The organism is Actibacterium sp. EMB200-NS6, from assembly GCF_001305615.1.
GTDB classification, from domain to species: domain Bacteria; phylum Pseudomonadota; class Alphaproteobacteria; order Rhodobacterales; family Rhodobacteraceae; genus Actibacterium_A; species Actibacterium_A naphthalenivorans.
Map to the genome: position 1 here is coordinate 3,472,758 of NZ_CP010869.1, position 19,284 is coordinate 3,492,041.

General features: G+C 64.7%; 19 protein-coding genes. 7 read left to right on the top strand and 12 right to left on the bottom strand.

From position 1 onward, the window contains the following. Positions 1–82 precede the first annotated feature (82 nt). Complete coding sequence (locus tag TQ29_RS16885; protein WP_054540121.1) at positions 83–1,414, bottom strand: amidase; 1,332 nt, start codon at positions 1,412–1,414, stop codon at positions 83–85. A 47-nt stretch (positions 1,415–1,461) separates the two neighbouring features. Here TQ29_RS16885 and TQ29_RS16890 point away from each other — a divergent pair, with 47 nt between their 5' ends. Continuing rightward, positions 1,462–2,724, top strand: a complete 1,263-nt coding sequence (locus TQ29_RS16890) for an FAD-dependent monooxygenase (RefSeq protein WP_173585972.1) — start codon at positions 1,462–1,464, stop codon at positions 2,722–2,724. Positions 2,725–2,737: 13 nt separating this feature from the next. Here the strand turns inward: TQ29_RS16890 and TQ29_RS16895 are convergent, their stop codons facing one another. From TQ29_RS16895 to TQ29_RS16930, 8 genes are all read right to left on the bottom strand, one after another. Further along, positions 2,738–2,920, bottom strand: coding sequence for a Trm112 family protein (locus TQ29_RS16895; RefSeq protein ID WP_037209547.1), 183 nt, complete (start codon positions 2,918–2,920; stop codon positions 2,738–2,740). Continuing rightward, positions 2,917–3,561 (bottom strand): LON peptidase substrate-binding domain-containing protein, encoded by a 645-nt coding sequence (locus tag TQ29_RS16900; protein ID WP_054540122.1) that lies wholly within the window; start codon positions 3,559–3,561, stop codon positions 2,917–2,919. The genes TQ29_RS16895 and TQ29_RS16900 overlap by 4 nt, the downstream gene beginning before the upstream one ends. Before the next feature lie 27 nt (positions 3,562–3,588). Next, positions 3,589–4,506 carry a thioredoxin gene (gene trxA, locus TQ29_RS16905; RefSeq protein ID WP_054540123.1) on the bottom strand — a complete coding sequence of 306 codons (918 nt, stop codon included), beginning with the start codon at positions 4,504–4,506 and terminating at the stop codon, positions 3,589–3,591. 70 nt (positions 4,507–4,576) lie between these two features. After that, the gene (locus tag TQ29_RS16910) at positions 4,577–5,365 is read right to left on the bottom strand and encodes an exodeoxyribonuclease III (RefSeq protein WP_054540124.1); all 789 of its coding nucleotides are present in this window, start codon (positions 5,363–5,365) and stop codon (positions 4,577–4,579) included. A gap of 122 nt (positions 5,366–5,487) precedes the next feature. Next, positions 5,488–6,267, bottom strand: coding sequence for a transporter substrate-binding domain-containing protein (locus TQ29_RS16915; RefSeq protein WP_054540125.1), 780 nt, complete (start codon positions 6,265–6,267; stop codon positions 5,488–5,490). Between the two features lie 25 nt (positions 6,268–6,292). Beyond that, positions 6,293–7,027, bottom strand: coding sequence for an amino acid ABC transporter permease (locus TQ29_RS16920; RefSeq protein WP_081940232.1), 735 nt, complete (start codon positions 7,025–7,027; stop codon positions 6,293–6,295). Continuing rightward, a complete protein-coding gene (locus TQ29_RS16925) occupies positions 6,997–7,674 on the bottom strand; it encodes an amino acid ABC transporter permease (protein ID WP_054540126.1) in 678 nt (225 codons plus the stop codon). The genes TQ29_RS16920 and TQ29_RS16925 overlap by 31 nt, the downstream gene beginning before the upstream one ends. 249 nt (positions 7,675–7,923) lie before the next feature. Next, positions 7,924–8,610: a response regulator transcription factor gene (locus TQ29_RS16930; protein ID WP_037209556.1), complete on the bottom strand. Its 687-nt coding sequence runs from the start codon at positions 8,608–8,610 to the stop codon at positions 7,924–7,926. 164 nt (positions 8,611–8,774) lie between these two features. Between TQ29_RS16930 and ribA the strand changes: the two genes are divergently transcribed. Both ribA and TQ29_RS16940 read left to right on the top strand, forming a co-directional pair. Beyond that, on the top strand, positions 8,775–9,866 hold the full coding sequence (ribA, locus tag TQ29_RS16935; protein WP_054540127.1) for a GTP cyclohydrolase II: 1,092 nt from the start codon (positions 8,775–8,777) through the stop codon (positions 9,864–9,866). Beyond that, the gene (locus TQ29_RS16940) at positions 9,863–10,375 is read left to right on the top strand and encodes a L,D-transpeptidase (protein ID WP_054540128.1); all 513 of its coding nucleotides are present in this window, start codon (positions 9,863–9,865) and stop codon (positions 10,373–10,375) included. Before ribA ends, TQ29_RS16940 begins: the two co-directional genes overlap by 4 nt. Positions 10,376–10,437: 62 nt before the next feature. Here TQ29_RS16940 and TQ29_RS16945 read toward each other — a convergent pair whose 3' ends face one another. From TQ29_RS16945 to TQ29_RS16955, 3 genes are all read right to left on the bottom strand, one after another. Beyond that, on the bottom strand, positions 10,438–11,091 hold the full coding sequence (locus tag TQ29_RS16945) for a YggS family pyridoxal phosphate-dependent enzyme (RefSeq protein WP_054540129.1): 654 nt from the start codon (positions 11,089–11,091) through the stop codon (positions 10,438–10,440). Positions 11,092–11,103: 12 nt separating this feature from the next. Beyond that, on the bottom strand, positions 11,104–13,257 hold the full coding sequence (locus tag TQ29_RS16950; protein WP_054540130.1) for a tetratricopeptide repeat-containing sulfotransferase family protein: 2,154 nt from the start codon (positions 13,255–13,257) through the stop codon (positions 11,104–11,106). A gap of 132 nt (positions 13,258–13,389) precedes the next feature. Then, positions 13,390–14,373, bottom strand: coding sequence for a porin (locus TQ29_RS16955; RefSeq protein WP_054540131.1), 984 nt, complete (start codon positions 14,371–14,373; stop codon positions 13,390–13,392). Positions 14,374–14,628: 255 nt separating this feature from the next. Here TQ29_RS16955 and TQ29_RS16960 point away from each other — a divergent pair, with 255 nt between their 5' ends. The 4 genes from TQ29_RS16960 (at position 14,629) to holA (ending at position 19,279) form a co-directional block, all read left to right on the top strand. After that, complete coding sequence (locus TQ29_RS16960; RefSeq protein ID WP_054540132.1) at positions 14,629–15,135, top strand: DUF3576 domain-containing protein; 507 nt, start codon at positions 14,629–14,631, stop codon at positions 15,133–15,135. 91 nt (positions 15,136–15,226) lie between these two features. Then, on the top strand, positions 15,227–17,782 hold the full coding sequence (gene leuS, locus TQ29_RS16965; RefSeq protein ID WP_054540496.1) for a leucine--tRNA ligase: 2,556 nt from the start codon (positions 15,227–15,229) through the stop codon (positions 17,780–17,782). Continuing rightward, on the top strand, positions 17,769–18,263 hold the full coding sequence (gene lptE / locus TQ29_RS16970; protein WP_054540133.1) for an LPS assembly lipoprotein LptE: 495 nt from the start codon (positions 17,769–17,771) through the stop codon (positions 18,261–18,263). The genes leuS and lptE overlap by 14 nt, the downstream gene beginning before the upstream one ends. Next, complete coding sequence (gene holA / locus TQ29_RS16975) at positions 18,260–19,279, top strand: DNA polymerase III subunit delta (RefSeq protein ID WP_054540134.1); 1,020 nt, start codon at positions 18,260–18,262, stop codon at positions 19,277–19,279. Before lptE ends, holA begins: the two co-directional genes overlap by 4 nt. Positions 19,280–19,284: the final 5 nt, after the last annotated feature.

Consider the following 19,284-nt stretch of genomic DNA (forward strand, 5'->3'; position numbering starts at 1 on the left):
TGCACAAAGAATACCCACAGATTTGCGCCCGGTCCAGAAAAAGCCCGGATATTTCGGACCCTGCCGCGCAAAGATGTGTCTTTTACGCCAGCGCCGCCTCGGCCGCGGCCCCCAGCCGCAACAACCGCTCTTCGCTGTGCGGCGGGGTCAGGAACATGATGCCGGTGGACGGCAGGCCGGTCGGCAGGCTCAGCGCCGCGCCGCCCATCAGGTTGCCGATGCGGGTGTTGCGCAGGGTCAGCAGGTTTTCGGTAACGTAATACTCTGTATCCGCCATCAGCCGCTTGGCATCCGGCGGCAGGTTTGCCGCGGTCGGGATGATTACAGCGTCGAACCCGGCGGTCTTTTCCGCCCAGACCCGGCGCAGGCGGCGCAGTTTCTGCCAGGCGGACACGAACGCCACCCCGCCATAATCGCGGCCCGCGCGGAACCGTTCGAGTATCGCCGGGAACATCTTTTCCGGCGCGGCTTCGATCACATCTTTCCAGGTGGCATAGGCCTCTGTCGTGAACAGCACGCCGGCAAGCTCCATCGCCTGTTCCACCTCGGGGATTTCGCGGTGGGCAACGGTTGCCCCGGCGGCCTGCAACCTCTCCACCGCGCTTCGGAAGCCGGCGCGCGGGGCGCCGCGCAGCCCGTCCATCGCGATGGTGTCGAGCACCATCAGGCGCACCCCGGTCAGGCTGGCGCCGCGCAGATCGGCGGCGCGCCCACCTTCGAGCATCGCAAGCATCAGCGCCGCATCCTCGACCGTGCGGCACAGCGGCCCCACGGTATCAAAGCTTTCGGCCAGCGGCACCACGCCCTTCAGCGACAGCCGCCCCGCCGTGGTCTTCAGCCCCACGAGATCATTCCACGCCGCCGGGATACGCACCGATCCGCCCGTGTCCGAACCGATGCCGCAGGCCGCCAGCCCAAAGGCGACCGACGCGGCCGCGCCCGAAGACGAACCGCCCGGAACCGCATCAGCATCGTTCAGGCAGGGTGGTGTTTGCGTCACCGGATTCAGCCCCAGGCCGGAAAACGCCAGTTCCGACATATGCGTCTTGCCCAGGCAGACCGCCCCGGCGGCGGTGGCATTGCGCAGAACTTCGGCATCCGCTTCGGGCACCCGGCCCTGCAACAGGGCCGATCCCGCCTCCGTCGCGATGCCGGCAGTGTCAAACAGGTCTTTCCACGAGATCGGCACGCCGTCCAGCGGGCCCCGCCGGTGACCGGATCCCGCCCGTTTGCGCGCGGCTTCCGCCTCGGCCAGGGCACGTTCAGCGGTGACCCGGGCATAGATGCGCGGGGTCATCGGATGCGCCGCGATCGCATCCAGATAGGCGCCGGTCAGTTCCAGCGGGTCGATCTGCCCCGCCGCGATTCCGCGCCCCAGCGCACCCGCGCTCATGGTCAGCCATTGCCTGCGCATTTCGCTCTCCCCGCTTTGCCGGAATGACGGTAGCGGCCTCGCGGCGCATGGACAATCCCGCGCGGCCGCGCATAGTGCGGGGCATGACATATGATTCCGACGTGCTGATCGTGGGGGGCGGGCTGAACGGCTCTGCCCTGGCGCTGGCCCTGGCCCAGGGCGGGCTGAGCGTGACGGTGGTTGATGCCATTCCTGCCGACACCCGCGGCACCTCGGGGTTCGACGGGCGCAGCTACGCGCTGGCGCTTGCCTCGCAGCGGCTGTTATCGGCGATCGGCCTGTGGGCGGGCCTTGCCGCGGATGCGCAGCCCATCCTTGAGATCAAGGTCTCTGACGGTCATGCCGGAGAAGGCCCCGCGCCTTTCGTGCTGGAGTTCGACCATGCCGAGATCGAGGAAGGCCCGATGGGCTTCATGATCGAGGATCGCTTTCTGCGCCGCGCCCTTCTGAGCGCGATGGCCGCCGAACCGCGCATCACCCACCTTGCCGGTACAACCGTCGTGGCGCAGGATGTGCAGTCCGCCGGCGTGACCGTGACGCTTGCTTCTGGCGGCACCCGCACCGCCCGGCTTCTGGTCGGGTGCGACGGGCGGCGCAGCGGCACGGCGGATCGCGCGGGGATCGCGCGCACCGGCTGGGACTACGGGCAAACCGCGCTGGTCTGCGCCATCGGCCACGAAAAGCCGCACCATGGCATCGCGCATCAGTTTTTCATGCCGCCGGGGCCGTTGGCCATCCTGCCACTGCCGGGCAACCGCTGTTCGATTGTCTGGAGCGAGACCCATGAACAGGCCGCCGCCATTCAGGCGCTGGACGACGTCGGCTATCTTGCCGCGCTACGCCCGCGCTTCGGCGATTTTCTGGGCGAGATTCACCTTGCCGGCACCCGCTTCACCTATCCGCTGAGCCTGACCCTCGCCAATGCGCTGATCGGCGATCGTCTGGCGCTGGTCGGTGATGCCGCGCATGGGGTGCATCCGATTGCCGGACAGGGGCTGAACCTTGGCCTGCGCGATGTCGCCGCCCTGGCCGAGGTGCTGGTAGACGCCTGCCGCCGCGGCGAAGAGATCGGCGCGCGCGATGTGCTGGAGCGGTATCAGCGCTGGCGCCGCTGGGACACGGCAACCCTTGCGCTTGCGACGGACGGGTTCAACCGGCTGTTTTCGAACGACAACCCCCTGCTGCGTGCGGTGCGCGACATCGGGCTGGGCGCCGTGAACGCCATGCCCGGCCTGCGCCGCCGCTTCATCCGCGAAGCCGCTGGGCTGAACGGGGAACTGCCGCGCCTGATGAAGGGCCGCCCGATCTGACGCCGCGCGCAGGCTATGCGATCTCGCGCGCCTCATCGACCAGCATGATCGGGATTCCGTTGCGGATCGGAAAGGCCAGATGCGCCGCTTTCGACACCAGCTCCTGCTTTTCCGCGTCATAGCTCAGCACACCCTGCGACACCGGGCACACCAGCGCCTCCAGCATGCGGCGGTCGGCCTTGGGTTCGTCGGTCATTGCATCATCTCTTCGTTATTGCCGCCACGCAGGGCGAATTCCAGCAAGGTCGAAAGGGTTTCGCGCCGATTGGTCAGCGTCGGCGCCTCCAGCAGGGCCTGCTTGTCTTCCGGCGCGAAGGGGCACAGCATCGACAGAGAGTTGATCAGCAATTCATCATCCGCCGCCTTCAGGCTTTCCCAATCGGTCGAGAGGCTGCGGTCATGGAAATAGCGCCTCAGCAGATCCATGAAACAGGCCCGGTCGAACCCATTGTCCTGTTCCGCATGGCCCAGATCCCTGTCGAACCCGGCCCAGCTGACATCGGCGCGCAGATAGGGGCAGAAGCCCGAAACCTCCTGCCGGATGCGATAGCGCGAGATGCCGGACAGGGTGATCATGTAGCGCCCGTCCTCCGTTTCAGAAAACGCGGTGACGCGCCCGGCGCAGCCGATCGCATGCAGCTTTTTCGCGTCGCCGCCCGGCACTTGCCGGGGCTGCACCATGCCGATCAGCCGGTGCGGCGTCTTCAGCGTGTCATCGAGCATCGCAAGGTAGCGCGGCTCGAAGATATTCAGCGGCAGCCGCGCCCGGGGCAGCAGCAGCGCGCCCGGCAAGGGGAAGACGGGAATCGCCTTCGGCAGATCAGCGGATGAGAACATACCGATCAAGGTAGCTCTTCCCGACGGTCAGGCAAATATAATGGATGACAGCTTGCGCCGGCCCGCCAGCGCGATCGGATCCTGCGGTTTCAGCGCATCGAAGATCGTGAAAAGCTGCGCCTTGGCGGCGCCGTCGTTCCATTCACGGTCGCGGCGGAACAGATCCAGCAATTCATCCACGGCCGCCTCGACCTCGCCCGCCGCATGCAGCGCCTGCGCCAGATCGAACCGCGCCTGAAGGTTGTCGGGATCGGCATCCACCGCCGCGCGCAGTTCGGCCACCGGCCCGGCCTTGGCGGCCTGACGGGCCAGCGCCACCTGCGCGCCCGCCGCCTCTACTTCCGGGGTGGCTGCCACAGCCTTGGGCGCGGCATTCAGCAGCGCCTCGGCCTGATCGACCTCCCCCAGTGCCAGATGCGCGCGGATCATCCCGCCATAGGCGGCGGCATTCTCGGGCTCTTCGCCCAGGATCGCGGCAAAGGTCTGCGCCGCATCGACCACGGCCCCTTCGGCCAGCATCTGCTCTGCGGCCTCGACCGCTTCGGCCAGGCCGCCATCACCCGCGCCGCCGCCTGCCGCGACCACCCGTTCGATGAAGGCCGCGATCTCGGCCGGGGGCACCGCGCCCTGAAAACCGTCGATCGGCTGACCGTCGAAAAAGGCATAAACCGTCGGGATCGACTGGATGCGCAGCTGCGCCGCGATCTGCTGGTTCTCGTCGACGTTGACCTTGACCATGCGCACCTTGCCGCCCGCCTCGGTCACCGCTTTTTCCAGCGCCGGGCCAAGCGATTTGCAGGGGCCGCACCACGGCGCCCAGAAATCGACGATGACCGGCACTTGCTTACTGGTCTCGACGACATCCTGCATGAAGGTCGCTTCCGAGCTGTCCTTGATCAGGTCATCGGCCGGGGCCGCATTCGGGGTTCCACCAAGTTCAAGCATATCCGTCCTCGGGTTTCAGGCGCGTTTGCCCTTATATGTGCGCCTTGGGCGAAAAACCCAAGACCCAATGTCACAGATCGAAGCTCGCAAAGACCGGCGCATGGTCGCTCGGCTTTTCCCAGCCCCGTGCCGCGCGCAGAATGCGCGAGCCATGCGCGGCGTTCGAGATATCCGGCGTGGCCCAGATGTGATCGAGCCTGCGGCCCTTGTCCGCGGCGTCCCAATCCCTCGCGCGATAGGACCACCAGCTGTAAAGCAGCCCCTGGGGAATATCGGCCCGCGTGACATCCACCCATCTGCCCGCCTCCTGCGCCTGGCCCAGATGCTCCACCTCGATCGGGGTATGGCTGACGATCTTCAGCAACTGCTTGTGGTTCCAGACGTCATCCTCGCGCGGGGCGATGTTCAGATCGCCCACCAGAATCGATTTCTCGGGCGCGTCGCCATGAAACCAGTCGCGCATTTCAGTCAGGTAATCCAGCTTCTGGCCAAATTTCTCATTCACCATGCGATCCGGCACATCGCCGCCGGCGGGCACGTAGAAATTGTGGATGGTCACGCCGTTTTCCAGCCTCGCAGCCACATGCCGCGCGTGGCCCAGCCCGGCGAAATCCATCTCTCCGACATCGGCGATGGGCAGCTTCGACAGGATCGCCACCCCGTTATAGCCCTTCTGCCCCCGCGCCACCACATGGCCGTAGCCCAGTGCCCGGAACCCCTCCAGCGGGATCTTGTCGACCGGGCTCTTGCATTCCTGCAGGCACAGCACATCCGGCGCTTCCTCGGCCAGCAGCTTCAGCACGATTGGCTCGCGCAGCCGGACGGAGTTGATGTTCCAGGTGGCGACGGTGAAGGGCATGGGCAGGCTCCGGTTGCAGGGTCGCGCAAACCTAGGGCCTTGGCCGGCCCGGCTCAAGCCACGCATTCGCGACAACAAAAAGGCCCGGCGAAACCGGGCCTCTTGCAAAACTCGCGCCGGGTTCAGAACGTGGGCAGCGGCGGCAGCGCCTGACCCAGCCATTTTTCCGAGATCGCGTTCAGCTCTCCGCCCAGCTTCTTGTGCAGGATGAAGACGTTGACCCACTGAAGCAGGTCGTAATTGCCCTTCTTCACACCGATGAAGGCCGGGCTGTCCTTGATGATGAACTTGCGCTCCAGCGACATATCGGGGTTCTTTTCGGAAATCTCGGCCGCGGCGGTATTGCCCGAAACCAGCACATCCACCTGCCCCGAGATGAAGGCAGACAGGGTGGCCGCGTTATCGCCGAACCGAATGATCTCCACGTCCGTGCCTTCGGTCAGCTTGGTCAGTTCCAGATCCTCCAGCGTGCCACCGGTCAGGCCGACCTTGAAGCCGGCCAGATCGGCAGGCCCCGCAATCGCCTTGTCGGCCGAAGCGAAGGCGCCGGAATAGAACGGCGCATAGGCGGCTGAAAACCAGATCGACTTGGCCCGCTCGGGGTTGGCGCCCATCACCGAAACCACAAGATCAACCCTGTCGGTTTCCAGAAACGGGATACGCTGCTTCGACACGACCGGCACCAGCTCCAGCTCGACGCCCAGGTTTTCCGCGATCAGCTTGGCCACGTCCACGTCATAGCCCTCATGCTCGCCCTCGGCGCCCAGCGCGCCGAAGGGCGGGAAGCTTTCGGGTACGGCGATCTTGACCTTGCCGGCGGACAGGATGTCCGACAGATCGGCAAGCGCCGGGCTGGCAGCCGCGACAAGCGCGGCGGCGATCAGTGTCTTGAACAGTTTCATGATGGTCTCCCTCTTGGTTATCAACTCAGGCAGCGGTGGGTTTGGGCACGTTCCCGAACGTGCCGAGGCGCCGCTCCAGCCAACGGGCGTAAAGCGACAATGGAAAACACAGGCTGAAATAGATCAGCGCCATCAGCGGGAAGATGATGAACGGCTCGGTGCCGTCGACCGGCGCATTGGCCCAGCGCTTGCCGATGCTCATCAGATCGTGAAACCCGATGATATAGGCCAGCGACGTGCCCTTGATGATCTGCACCATGAACCCGACCGTGGGCGCCAGCGCGACCCGCAGCGCCTGCGGCAGAATGATCAGCCGCAGCGTCGGCACAAACCGCAGGCCCAGCGCATGGCCCCCCTCCCACTGACCGCGCGGCAGGCTTTCCAGCGCGCCGCGCCACACATCCGACAGATAGGCGCTGGAATAGAGCGTCAGCGCCGCCGAAGCGGCGAACCACGGGCTGATATCCAGGTTCAGCAAACGCGGCACGCCCAGCCCGAACAGGAATAACAGCATCAAAAGCGGCGCCGACTGGAACAGCCAGATATAGCCGATCGCGATCCGCTTGGCCGCCTTCGACGGCGACACCCGCAACAGCGTGATCAGCGCCCCGACGAACCCGCCCCCCAGAAACGCGATCAGCGACAGATAGATCGTGTATTGAGTCGCCTCGATCAGCTGAAACAGCACGATGCCTTCGGGCTTGCCGAACAGGGTGACGAACAGATCCTTCAACGCGCGACCTGCCAGGCGAACAGCCATCTTTGCACCAGCGCCAGCACGGTTTTGAAAACGAGCGACAGCAGGATGTAGATCACCGTCAGGGTGAAGAACACCTCGAACGAGCGAAAGGTGCGGCTGTCGATATACATGCCCGCCTCTGTCAGGTCGCGCACCCCGATTTCCGACATCACGCCGGTGGTCAGGAACAGAAAGATGAACTGGCTGTTCAATGAGGGGTACATGCGAGCGATCGCCTGCGGCAGCACGATCTTTCGGAACGCGGTCAGCGGCCGCACCCCCAGCGCCCGCGCGGCCTCCAGCTGTCCCTCACCGACGGTGGTGAACCCCGCCCGCAAGATCTCGGAGAAATAGGCCGAGAAATTCAGCGTCAGCGCCAGGATCGCATGGCCCCAGAACGGCCACTGATACCCCAGCAACAGCGGCAGCCCGAATGCCACAAAGAAAAGCTGCACGATCAGCGGCGTGTTGCGGATAAACTCGACATAGGCCGCCGCCACGTGGCGCAACACCGGCATCCGGCGATAGCGCGCGCCAGCCAGAAGCAGCGCGGCGAGAAACCCCAGAAGCCCAGACAGCGCCGTCAGCCCGGCGCTCGTCATCGCGCCCCGGAACAGAAGTTCCAGATACTCGGGGTTCCGGTAGATCTCGAAAAAGCGCAATTCCATCCGCGCAGCTAAGCGGCTTGGCCCCGGCGCCTAAACCCCGCGACGCCCCGCACCCGCGCTCAGCACAGCGCTGCACAATGCAGATGCGTCGAATTGACGCGACGCACAAAAAAAGGGCCCGGACGCGAAAGCCCGGGCCAGTCCAACAGGGAGGTTGCCACGTCATTACCCCGACCTGGCCAAGGGATGCCTGCACTACAATCCTGCCCTCAACGCTTCATACCCGCCGATTCAGGCAACACTGTGACCTCACGCCACCAGACGGTAGCCGCCGCTTTCCGTCACCAGAAGCCGCGCATTCGACGGGTCGGGCTCGATCTTCTGGCGCAGCCGATAGATGTGGGTCTCCAGCGTATGCGTGGTCACCCCGGCGTTATAGCCCCAGACCTCGTGCAGCAGCACATCGCGCGCCACCACACCCTCGGAGGCGCGGTAAAGGAACTTCAGGATGTTGGTCTCTTTCTCTGTCAGCCGGATTTTCCTGTCGTCCTCATCCACCAGCATCTTCATCGCCGGCTTGAACGTATAGGGCCCAAGCTGAAACACCGCGTCTTCGGATTGCTCATGCTGGCGCAGCTGCGCCCGGATGCGGGCCAGAAGCACCGGAAACTTGAACGGCTTGGTCACGTAGTCATTCGCGCCCGCGTCCAGCCCCAGAATGGTGTCGGCATCGCTGTCATGCCCGGTCAGCATCAGGATCGGGCATTTGACCCCCTGCTTGCGCATCAGCCGGCACAACTCGCGCCCGTCGGTGTCGGGCAGGCCTACGTCCAGGATCACCAGATCATAAATCGCTTCCCTGGCCTTCTCCATCGCCTCGGCGCCGCTGCCGGCTTCGAAAACGTCGAAATCCTCGGTCATCACCAATTGTTCGCTCAGCGCCTCGCGCAGGTCGTCCTCGTCATCGACAAGCAGGATTTTCTTCAGATTTCCCATGCCGCTACTCCTCGTTTTTCCTGAACACAGATGTTCGGCACCACGGGGTTCGGCAAGATTTGCTGCAACATTCTCACGCAACCGTGTCGCAATTGCCGCCTTTGTTTCATATTTCAGGCAAACAGGTTACACCCTGTCGCAGAAAAACCGAAAGAGGACGGCCGATGCGCCTTGGCCCCACCCCCGTCGAACGCCTTGCCCGCGCCCGCGCCGATCTGCGCATGGGGGTGCCCGTCGTGCTGGGCGGGCCCTCTGGCGGGCTGGTGTTTCTGGCCGCCGAAACGCTGGATCCCGCGCGCCTGGCACAGCTCACGGCGATGGCCGCGCACCTGACGCTGGTCATCACCACCCGCCGCGCCGCCACGCTCAAGGCCCGCGCCTATGACGGAGATATCGCCCGGCTGCGCGTGCCTGCCGATGCCTCCCCCGGCTGGGTCCATGCAGTGGCCAACCCGGCGGACGACCTGAAATCCCCGATGAAAGGCCCGTTCCAAAGCCTGCGCGGCGGCGATGCCGCCCCGCATCGCGCCGCCATCGCCATCACCAAATCCGCGCGTCTTCTGCCTGCGGTGCTGACGATGGAACTGTCCGATCCCGCCGCCTTCGCCGCCGAACATGGCCTGACCATGGTGCTTCTGGCCGAAGCCGAAACCGCGATCCAGGCGTCCAGCCCGCTGAACCCGGTCGTCAGCGCCCGCGTCCCGCTGGACGTGTCAGAGGCCGGGCGCGTGCATGTCTTCCGTCCCGAAGACGGGGGCGAAGAACATTACGCCATCGAAATCGGCGCCCCCGCCCGCAACACGCCGGTTCTGGCCCGCCTGCACTCCGCCTGTTTCACCGGCGATCTGCTGGGCTCGCTGAAATGCGATTGCGGCCCGCAGTTGCGCGGCGCGCTGGCCCAGATGGGGCGCGAAGGCGCGGGCGTCCTGCTCTATCTCAATCAGGAGGGGCGCGGCATCGGCCTGGCCAACAAGATGCGTGCCTATTCGCTTCAGGATCAGGGCTTTGACACGGTCGAGGCCAATCACCGGCTGGGGTTCGAGGATGATGAGCGTGATTTCCGCCTCGGCGCCTCGATCCTCAAACAGATGGGCTTTTCGCAGGTGCGGCTGATGACGAACAATCCCGCCAAGCTGGCCATGCTGGCCGCCAACGGTCTCACCGTCACCGAACGCGTTCCGCTGAAAGTCGGCGAAACCGGGCATAATGCCCATTACCTGGCCACCAAGGCGGCAAAGTCGGGCCACCTGCTGTGACCCCGCGCGCGGATGACCTCGTGGTAACGCGCTGGGGCGCCCGGTTCCTCGGCCGCCGCCTGGCCTGCGCCATCGGCAAGCGCGGCCTCACAGCGAATAAACGCGAAGGCGACGGCGCCACCCCGACCGGCCCGCTGCGTCTCTGCGCCGCCGCCTTCCGCGCCGACCGGCTGCCGCGCCCGGGCGGCATACTCCCGCAGCGCGCCATCGGCCCGCGTGATATCTGGTCGGACGACCCCGCCGATCCGGCCTATAACCACGGGCTCACCGCATCCGGCCACCCGTTCAGCCACGAACGCCTGCGCCGCCCCGACCCGCTCTACAACCTGATCCTGATGACCGATCACAACTGGCCCGATGCCACACCGGGCAAGGGCTCCGCCATCTTCCTGCACCGCTGGCGCAAACCGCGCCACCCGACTCAGGGCTGCATCGCCTTCGCCCCGGCCGACCTCCGGTGGATCGCACAAAACTGGCGCCCGCGCTCACGGATCCTCATCAAACCCTGACGCGCACCCGCTTCATCTTTCCGAAAATATCCCCGCCGGAGGCAAGATTCTCCGGCGCCGCACTACCCGTAGGCGCGCTCTCCGAATATCGCCGACCCGACCCGCACATGCGTCGCGCCCAGCGCGATCGCCCGCTCGAAATCGCCGCTCATCCCCATCGACAGCCCGTCCAGCCCGTTGCGCGCCGCGATCTTCGCCAGCAGCGCGAAATGCAGCGAAGGCTCCTCTTCCGCCGGCGGGATGCACATCAGCCCCCGCACCGGCAAATCAAGCGCGCGGCACTGGGCCACGAACGCATCCGCCTCGTCCGGTGGCACACCGGCCTTTTGCGGCTCCTCGCCCGTGTTCACCTGCAAGAACAGCTCGGGGCATTGCCCGCGCTCCTGCGCCAGACCGGCCAGCCGCTGCGCCAGTTTCAACCGATCCACCGAATGGATCGCGTCGAACAGCTCCACCGCCTGCCGCGCCTTGTTGCCCTGCAGCGGCCCGATCAGATGCAGCGCGACCCCTTCGAACCGCTCCATCAGCGCCGGCCACTTGCCCGCCGCCTCCTGCACCCGGTTCTCGCCGAACACCCGGTGGCCCTGTTCCAGCACCGCCTCGACCCGGTTCAGCGGCTGCACCTTCGACACCGCGATCAACGTAACCGCGCCGGGCGCCCGCCCGGCCGCCGCCTCGGCCTTCGCCACGCGCGCCTTGATCTCGTTCAGCCCCATCAGCCCCTCCGCCTAAATCGAATCGCCCAAAGCCTCGAACAGCGCCCCCAGATCATCCTCGTAATGCTCCCAGGCCTTTGCCGAAGATCTATAGATCGGCTGGCGCACCTGATAAACGCTCAGCGTCGAAACCCGCCGCTTGTTCTGGTGGAAATTCAGGCACTGATCCTCCCACTCCAGATCACAGGCGGCGATCAGCTTGCGCGATTCCTCCTCGGGATTGGCGATCAGGGCCTCGTATTCAATCTCGTAAAACCCGCCCGGCAGCTTGTCGCGCCAGAAATCCACCATCTCTTCGAACATCCGGTAGTAGAGACCCAGATCCCGCAAATCATAGCCGTAGCGATGCGTGCCTTCGGGAAACAGGTTCTTGTAGATCGACACAAGCGTATCGCGCGGGTCGCGCCGCACCAGCACCATACGCGCCTTCGGCAGCGCAAGCCGGACGGCACCCGTCACCATATAGGTCTGGATCGACTTGTCGGTGATCCGTTCCTTGCCCGGGCAAAGCGCCCGCAGCCGCGCTTCGGTGCCGAATCCGATGTCGCGGATCACATCGTCGCTCAGCTCCGAAAACGGGCGGTAGCCGCCGCCTTCGCGCACCATCGCCGAGGATACCTGCCGCGCCACATAGCCGACTTCGCCCGCCCCGCCGACCGAAGAGTGGCTGGCAAGGATCTGCTCGACGAGCGTGGTGCCCGAACGCGGCATGCCGGTAACGAAGATGGGCGCGAAATCGGTGGTGCCGGCAATCTTACGGGCCTGGAAATCCGCACCTGCGAAAGCGGCCTTCAAGCCGTCGATCTCGGCGCGGCGCTCTTTGATGTCATAGGGAAAGCGTTTGCGCATCAGCGCGTTTGCCGGGTTCAGATAGGCGAAAACGCGGCCGAACTGCCTGGTATCTTCCAGGACCTTGGCCAGCGCGAAGCCCAGGTTCATCCGGCTTTCATCGCTCAGCCCCGGGTCATCGAACCGCGCCTGCATCTCCGCGATCAGCGGGTCGCCGGGCTGCACCTTGTGTGATGCGATGAACATGCGGTAATTTTCGCCGTTCTCCGGCTCCAGCGCGATCGCCTTGCGAAACAGTTGTTCGGCCTCGTCAAACCGCCCGAGTGTCTGCAGCAACAGCGCCTTCGCGCCATACGCGCGCGCCATGTCCGGGGCGGCGGCGATGGCGGCGTCGAACGCCTCCATCGCGGCCTCTTCCTGCCCCGCCGAAGACAGGGCCTGTGCCAGGCTTACGCGCGTCGCGGCCCGGCTATCGCCCTGCGCGATGGCGGCGCGAAACGCGGCGATGGCGCCTTCGTGGTCCCGCAGCCTGCCCAGCTCCAGCCCCAGATGCACATGCGCCTCGATCAGATCGGGCCGGGCGGCGGCGGCACGGCGCAGCGCATCGGCCGCGCCCTTTGACTCGCCCTTCTGCGACAGCGCGATACCAAGGTTGAGCAGGGCCGTGGGCATGCCGGGCGCGTATTTCAGCGCCTCGCGGATCTGCTTCAGCCCTTCGTCCGCATGCCCGGTCTCCACCAGGAAGCGCCCGTAATTGTTATGCGCCTCGGCAAAGGCCGGATCCAGCCGAATGGCCGATTCGAAGCCTTGCCGCGCGGCCGCGTTCTTGCCCTGCCGGGCCTGCGCATTGGCCAGGATGTCGGCGATGATCGCCACATCCGGGTGACGGGCGCGCAATGCGGTGGCCTTTTTCTCTGCTTCGGCGAAGGCACCCGTGTTCAGCAAACCGATCAGCGCCCGGATGTCGGCAGGCGCGGCCGTCCCTGTTCCCGTCGCGCTGCGGACCTTGGCGGGGGCAAGCTGCTCTTGCAGACGCAGCACGAGCCTGGCGTCAAGCCGCGCGGCCTTGACCTTTTTCAGAAACGCCCTGGTCGCCGCGGGATCACCCTGTGCGGCAACCGCCCGCGCATAACCCTGCCAGATCGCGGCCTCTGTCGGTTTTTCCCGAAGCGCCGTTTCGAAATGCCCAACCGCCTTTTGCGCCTCGTCGCGTTCCAGCGCGATACGGCCAAGCTGAAAGTGAACCTCGGGCAGTTTCGGGCGGACACCCAGGATCGTCCGGTATTTCGCTTCCGCCGCGTCCAGGTTCCCTGTCCCCTGAAGCTGCAGCGCTTCCTTGAAGAGCCTGGAAATCTGACTGGGGTTCAGCGGCAGCATGGCGGGCGCTCTCCGGATGGGCGAGGTTTCGCCCCCGCCTAGCACGCGCCACCAGGGTTGTCGATTTGAAGCGCGCAAAAGAAAAGAGCGGGCAAACCGCCCGCTCTTCCCTTAACCAAATGTTCTTCTGGATCAGAAGGACATCGCGATGCCGAGCGAGTAGGACTCTTCGTCCTCTTGGACACCGTCGTAGTCGCTCGAGCCGTAACCGGCCTGGATAACGGCACCGCCACCCAGGTCGTAGTTCACGAGCAGGCCGAAACCGCTTTTGTCCGGGGTGTCGTCATAGTCATATTCGCCGTAGTTGGCAGCGAAGGTCCATGCGTTCATGGTGTAAGCAACACCGAGACCGTAGTGGGTCGCGTCACCGTAGTAGGTGGCCGTGGTGTCCGGCGCATCTTCCTGGTAGTCGGTGTAGTTCACAGCAACTTCGAAGCCGTTGCCGAAGTCAGCATAGATCGAGCCGGAGATCGCGTCGAACTCGGTGTCGCCACCGGTCTGGTAGCCCAGACCAAAGCCAAGGCCGATGCCCGAAGCCAGATCGACACCGTAGGAGAAGCCCAGAGCGTAGATGTCGTCATCGCCGCTGACGGGGTCATCGCCACCATCGTTGTTCTGCTCCATCGACGCCGAGATACCGAAATCGCCGAAGGAATAGTCGTAACGCAGAACCTGGTTGTCTTCGGTTCCGTCGAAGTTACCGTTGCCGTTGAAACCAGCGTGGGTGGTTTCATCGTCAGCGATCGTGCCGCCGGCCAGAGCAACTTCTTTCAGCTGCTTATCGAATGCACCGTCGGTTTCACCCAGGGTCAGCGTACCGAACGCACCCGAGATGAACGCGGCTTCGTTGTCGTACGAAGCGCCGCCGTTGATCGAATGGGGGCTGTTCGACTCTTCGAGTTCGATGTGCAGACCGAAGGTCAGGCCGTTGTCGGTTTCACCCGAACCATCGAAGGTGATGGTGAAGTCGTTGTGAAACTGCATGTCTTCGTTGTCGGAGCCGTAGAAATCACCGCCGACGACACCCATCTCGGCGAAACCGCTGATGGCCAATTCAGCAGAAGCGATGCCAGCGGATGCAACCAGCGCCGTGGTAGCAAGAAGAACCTTTTTCATGGTTTTCCCTCATTCATTAAAAGGAGCACCTCAATCCAAGGAGCGAATTGAGTATGCCGCTGTGTCGCTCTTTGACTGTCTGATTGCAAGAAAGCGGGAATGCCGCGATCCAATGCAGCTTCGATTGATGCAGCTTTGCCACACCGATGTCACACTGCTGACAGCATCCTGCGCAAGCCCGGACAGCCTGAAATCCCTTGTCCGCTTGCGCCGCCTCGGCTAGAGAACGGGGACTATCAAAGGGGGCGAAGTTTCATGACCTTCCAGAGCGGGGTTCTTTCGGCAGCCGTACTTGTGGTTGCACTAGGTCTGAGCGGTTGCGGCCGCAATCAGAATCCCACGGCTGCGCAAACCGCGCCCGATTCCGACAGGCCAGCGGCCAGTTCGAGCTATGATCCGGACAACACCAACAAAAACAGCTCTACCGTCTGGGATCTTTTCGCCAATGCCGATGATCCCAACACGACCATCGAAGTGAACAAATACCTCTGGAACGCCTCGCTGGAGGTTCTCAACTTCCTGCCGGTCGAAACGGTCGATCCGTTCTCGGGCATTATCGTCACCGGGTTCGGCACCCCGCCCGGCGGCGGCCAGGCTTACCGCGCCACGGTTTATGTTCAGGACCCCGCGCTTGACGCGCGCGCGCTGAAAGTGGCGCTGGCCACCCGCAACGGCCCGGTCAGCGCGGCCACATCGCGCGCGGTCGAAGACGCGATTCTGACCCGCGCCCGGCAATTGCGCATCCGTGACGGCAATCTCTGACCAGAACCGTGCTGGACGATCTCCCGCGCCGCCATTATCACCACGCCGGGCCGCCATCGCGCCCGGCGTTTGACTGACAAGGACCATGAACATGTCCCGTTTTGCACCCGGTGAGATCGAACCGAAATGGCAATCCGCCTGGGAAAAGGCCGGCACCTTCACCGCGACCCGCGATGAAACCCGCCCCAAATACTATGTGCTCGAGATGTTCCCCTACCCGTCGGGCAACCTGCACATGGGGCATGTGCGCAACTACACGATGGGCGATGTGGTGGCGCGCTACAAGGCATCGCAGGGGTTCAGTGTTCTGCACCCGATGGGCTGGGATGCGTTCGGCCTGCCGGCCGAGAATGCCGCGATGGAACGCAAGGTGCATCCCGGCGACTGGACCTATGCCAATATCGACAACATGAAGGCGCAGTTCCGCTCGCTGGGCCTGTCGCTGGACTGGAGCCGCGAGTTTGCCACCTGTGATCCGGAATATTACGGCCAGCAGCAGGCGATGTTCATCGACTTCATGGAAAAGGGCCTGGTCTATCGCAAGAACGCGGTGGTCAACTGGGATCCGGTGGACATGACCGTTCTGGCCAACGAGCAGGTCGAGGATGGCAAGGGCTGGCGCTCTGGCGCACCGGTGGAGCGGCGCGAGCTGACGCAGTGGTTCTTCAAGATCTCCGATTTCTCCGAAGAGCTGCTCGACGCGCTGGACGGGCTGGATAACTGGCCCGACAAGGTCAAGCTGATGCAGCGCAACTGGATCGGAAAGTCGCGCGGGCTGCAGTTCGCCTTTTCCACTGTCGACGCGCCTGATGGTTTCGACCGGATCGAGGTTTACACCACCCGCCCCGACACGCTGATGGGGGCGTCGTTCGTGGGCATCTCGCCCGATCATCCGCTGGCAAAGGCGCTGGAACGGGACAGCGCCGAAATCGCCGCGTTCAACGCCGAATGCCGCAAGATGGGCACCAGCGAAGAAGAGATGGAAAAGGCCGAGAAAAAGGGCGTCGACACCGGCCTGACCGTGCGCCACCCGTTCGACACGGGATGGGAACTGCCGGTCTATATCGCCAATTTCATCCTGATGGATTACGGCACCGGCGCCATTTTCGGCTGCCCCGCGCATGATCAGCGCGATCTGGATTTCGCCCGCAAATACGACCTGCCCGTCACCGACACGTTCGTGGCGCTGGAAAACGGCGCGCCGGTGGAAAACACCGCCTTCACCCCGCCCAAGACCGAAAAGGTCCGCTGGCTGAGGTCTTTCGCATGGGATGAGACCGCCACCGGCGAAGAGGCCATCGCCGCCGCGATCCGCTTTTGCGAGGAAAACGGCGTGGGCCACGGCGTCACCAAGTTCCGCCTGCGCGACTGGGGGCTGAGCCGCCAGCGCTACTGGGGCTGCCCGATTCCGGTGATCCATTGCGACGATTGCGGCGTGGTGCCCGAGAAGAAAGAAAACCTGCCGGTCGAACTGCCCAAGGATGTCAGCTTCGACAAGCCCGGCAATCCGCTGGACCGGCACCCCACCTGGCGCGACTGTGCCTGCCCCGCCTGCGGCAAGCCCGCACAGCGCGAGACCGACACGATGGATACGTTCGTCGATTCGTCCTGGTACTATGCGCGCTTCACCTCTCCGGGGGCGGCGACGCCGACCAACGCCGCGGATGCCGAATACTGGATGAACGTCGATCAGTATATCGGCGGCGTCGAACATGCGATCCTGCACCTGCTCTATTCGCGGTTCTTCGCCCGTGCGATGCAGATCTGCGGCCACCTGCCGCAAAAGGCGGTGGAACCGTTCGATGCGCTCTTCACGCAGGGCATGGTCACGCATGAGATCTATGTCACCCGCGATGAGCGCGATCGCCCGGTCTATCACCTGCCCGAGCATATCGAATGGACAGAAAGCGGCGCCCGCCTCGGCGCCACCGGCGAAGCGGTGGAGGTGATCCCCTCTGCCAAGATGTCGAAGTCCAAGAAGAACGTGGTCGATCCGGTGAACATCGTTCAGGCCTACGGTGCCGACACCGCCCGCTGGTTCGTCCTGTCCGACAGCCCGCCCGAACGCGATGTGGAATGGACAGCCGCCGGCGCCGAGGCCGCGTTCAAGCATCTTTCACGCGTGTGGCGCATCGCCACCGATATCGCCGGCGCCGAAGGCCCCGGCACAGGCGATGACGATCTGCTGCGCGCCATGCACAAGGCCATCCACGACGTGACGATGGGCATCGAAAGCTTCGGCTTCAACACCTCGGTGGCCAAGCTCTATGCCTTCACCAACACGCTGCAGAAATCCAAGGCCGGGGCCGACGCCCGGCGCGAGGCGATGCGCACCCTGGCGCAGCTCATGTCGCCCATGACCCCGCATCTGGCCGAAGAGATCTGGGCCCTGCTGGGCGGCGAAGGGCTGGTGGCGGCCGCGCCCTGGCCGCAGGCCGACCCGGCGATGCTGGTCGAGGACACGGTGATCATGCCGATACAGATCAACGGCAAACGACGCGCTGAAATCTCCGTTCCGAAGGACATGTCGAAGGAAGAGGTTGAAAAGCTGGCGCTGGCCCATGATGCTGTGATCAGGGCGCTGAACGGTGGCGCGCCGAAAAAGCTCATCGTCGTGCCGGGCCGCATCATCAATGTCGTCATCTGACCGCCGCGCGTTTCTGCTGTTACTGGCCGCCCTGCCGCTGGCCGGATGCGGGTTCGAGCCCGCCTATGGCACCGGCGGCCCCGCCGAACGGCTGAAAAACAGCATCCGCGTGGCCGACCCGACGGACCGCCACAGCTATAACCTTGTCGGCCGGCTGGAAGAGCGGCTGCGCCGCCCTGTCACCCCCCGCTATATGCTCGACTATACGCTGACGACTGAATCGGTACGGCTGGCCATCACCCCCGCCCAGGAAATCACCCGCTACAACATCACCGGGAAGGTGGATTTCACCCTGACAGAGATTGCCACCGGCGAAACCGTTTATACCGGTTCGGTCAACAGCTTTACCGGCTATTCCGCCTCGGGCACCCCCGTCGCCACCCAGACAGCCGAGCGTGACGCCTATGACCGGCTGATGATCATCCTTGCCGATCAGATGGTCACCCGCCTGATCGCCAGCTCGGGGAACTGGGGCGTATGAAACTCTCGGGCCGCGACGCCGCGCGCTATTTCGCCAAACCGGAGCCGCACCGCACCGGCGTGCTGATCTTCGGCGCCGACGCGATGCGGGTGGCGCTGAAACGGCAAGAGGTGATCGCCGGCCTGATCGGACCCGAGGGCGAGGCCGAAATGCGCCTGACCCGCATCGCCGCATCTGAACTACGTTCAGACCCCGCGCTTCTGTCTGACGCGATGAAGGCGCAGGGATTTTTCCCCGGCCCCCGCGTCGCCTTTGTCGAGGATGCGGCCGACGGGCTGGCCGGCACCATCGGCGCCGCCCTTGCTGACTGGCGCGAGGGCGACGCGCAGCTTATTGTCACCGCCAAACAGCTCAACGCCCGCTCGGCCCTGCGCAAGGCGTTCGAGGCGCATAACAACGCCTTCGCCGTCGGCATCTACGACGAACCGCCCAGCCGCGAAGAGATCGAGGCAGAGCTGGCCCGCGCCGGCCTGAAACCCGACCGCGATGCGATGATCGACCTGACCGCCCTGTCGCGGATGCTCGACCCCGGCGATTTCCGGCAGACGCTGGAAAAGCTCTCGCTCTACAAATATGGCGATGACAGCCCCGTCACCTCCGACGATGTGGCCGCCTGCGCCCCCAGCTCGACCGAGGCCGCGCTGGATGATGTGCTGAACATCGTGGCCGAGGCCCGCAGCGGCGAAATCGGCCCCGTGATGCGCAAGCTCGAAAGCCAGGGGGTGCAGCCGGTCGGCCTGTGCATCGGCGCCACCCGGCACTTCCGCACCCTGCATGCCGCCGCCTGCGATCCGGGCGGCGCCGGCGCGGGCATCGCCCGTGTGCGCCCACCCGTATTCGGGCCGCGCCGCGACCGGATGGTGCGGCAAGCCTCCAAATGGGGCGTGCACCGGCTGGAACAGGCCATCGGCATCCTGATCGACACTGATCTGCAACTGCGATCGGCCCAGCGGGCGCCCGCGATGGCCCTGATGGAGCGCGCGCTGATCCGCCTTGCGATGCTTGGCGCGCGCTAAGGCTT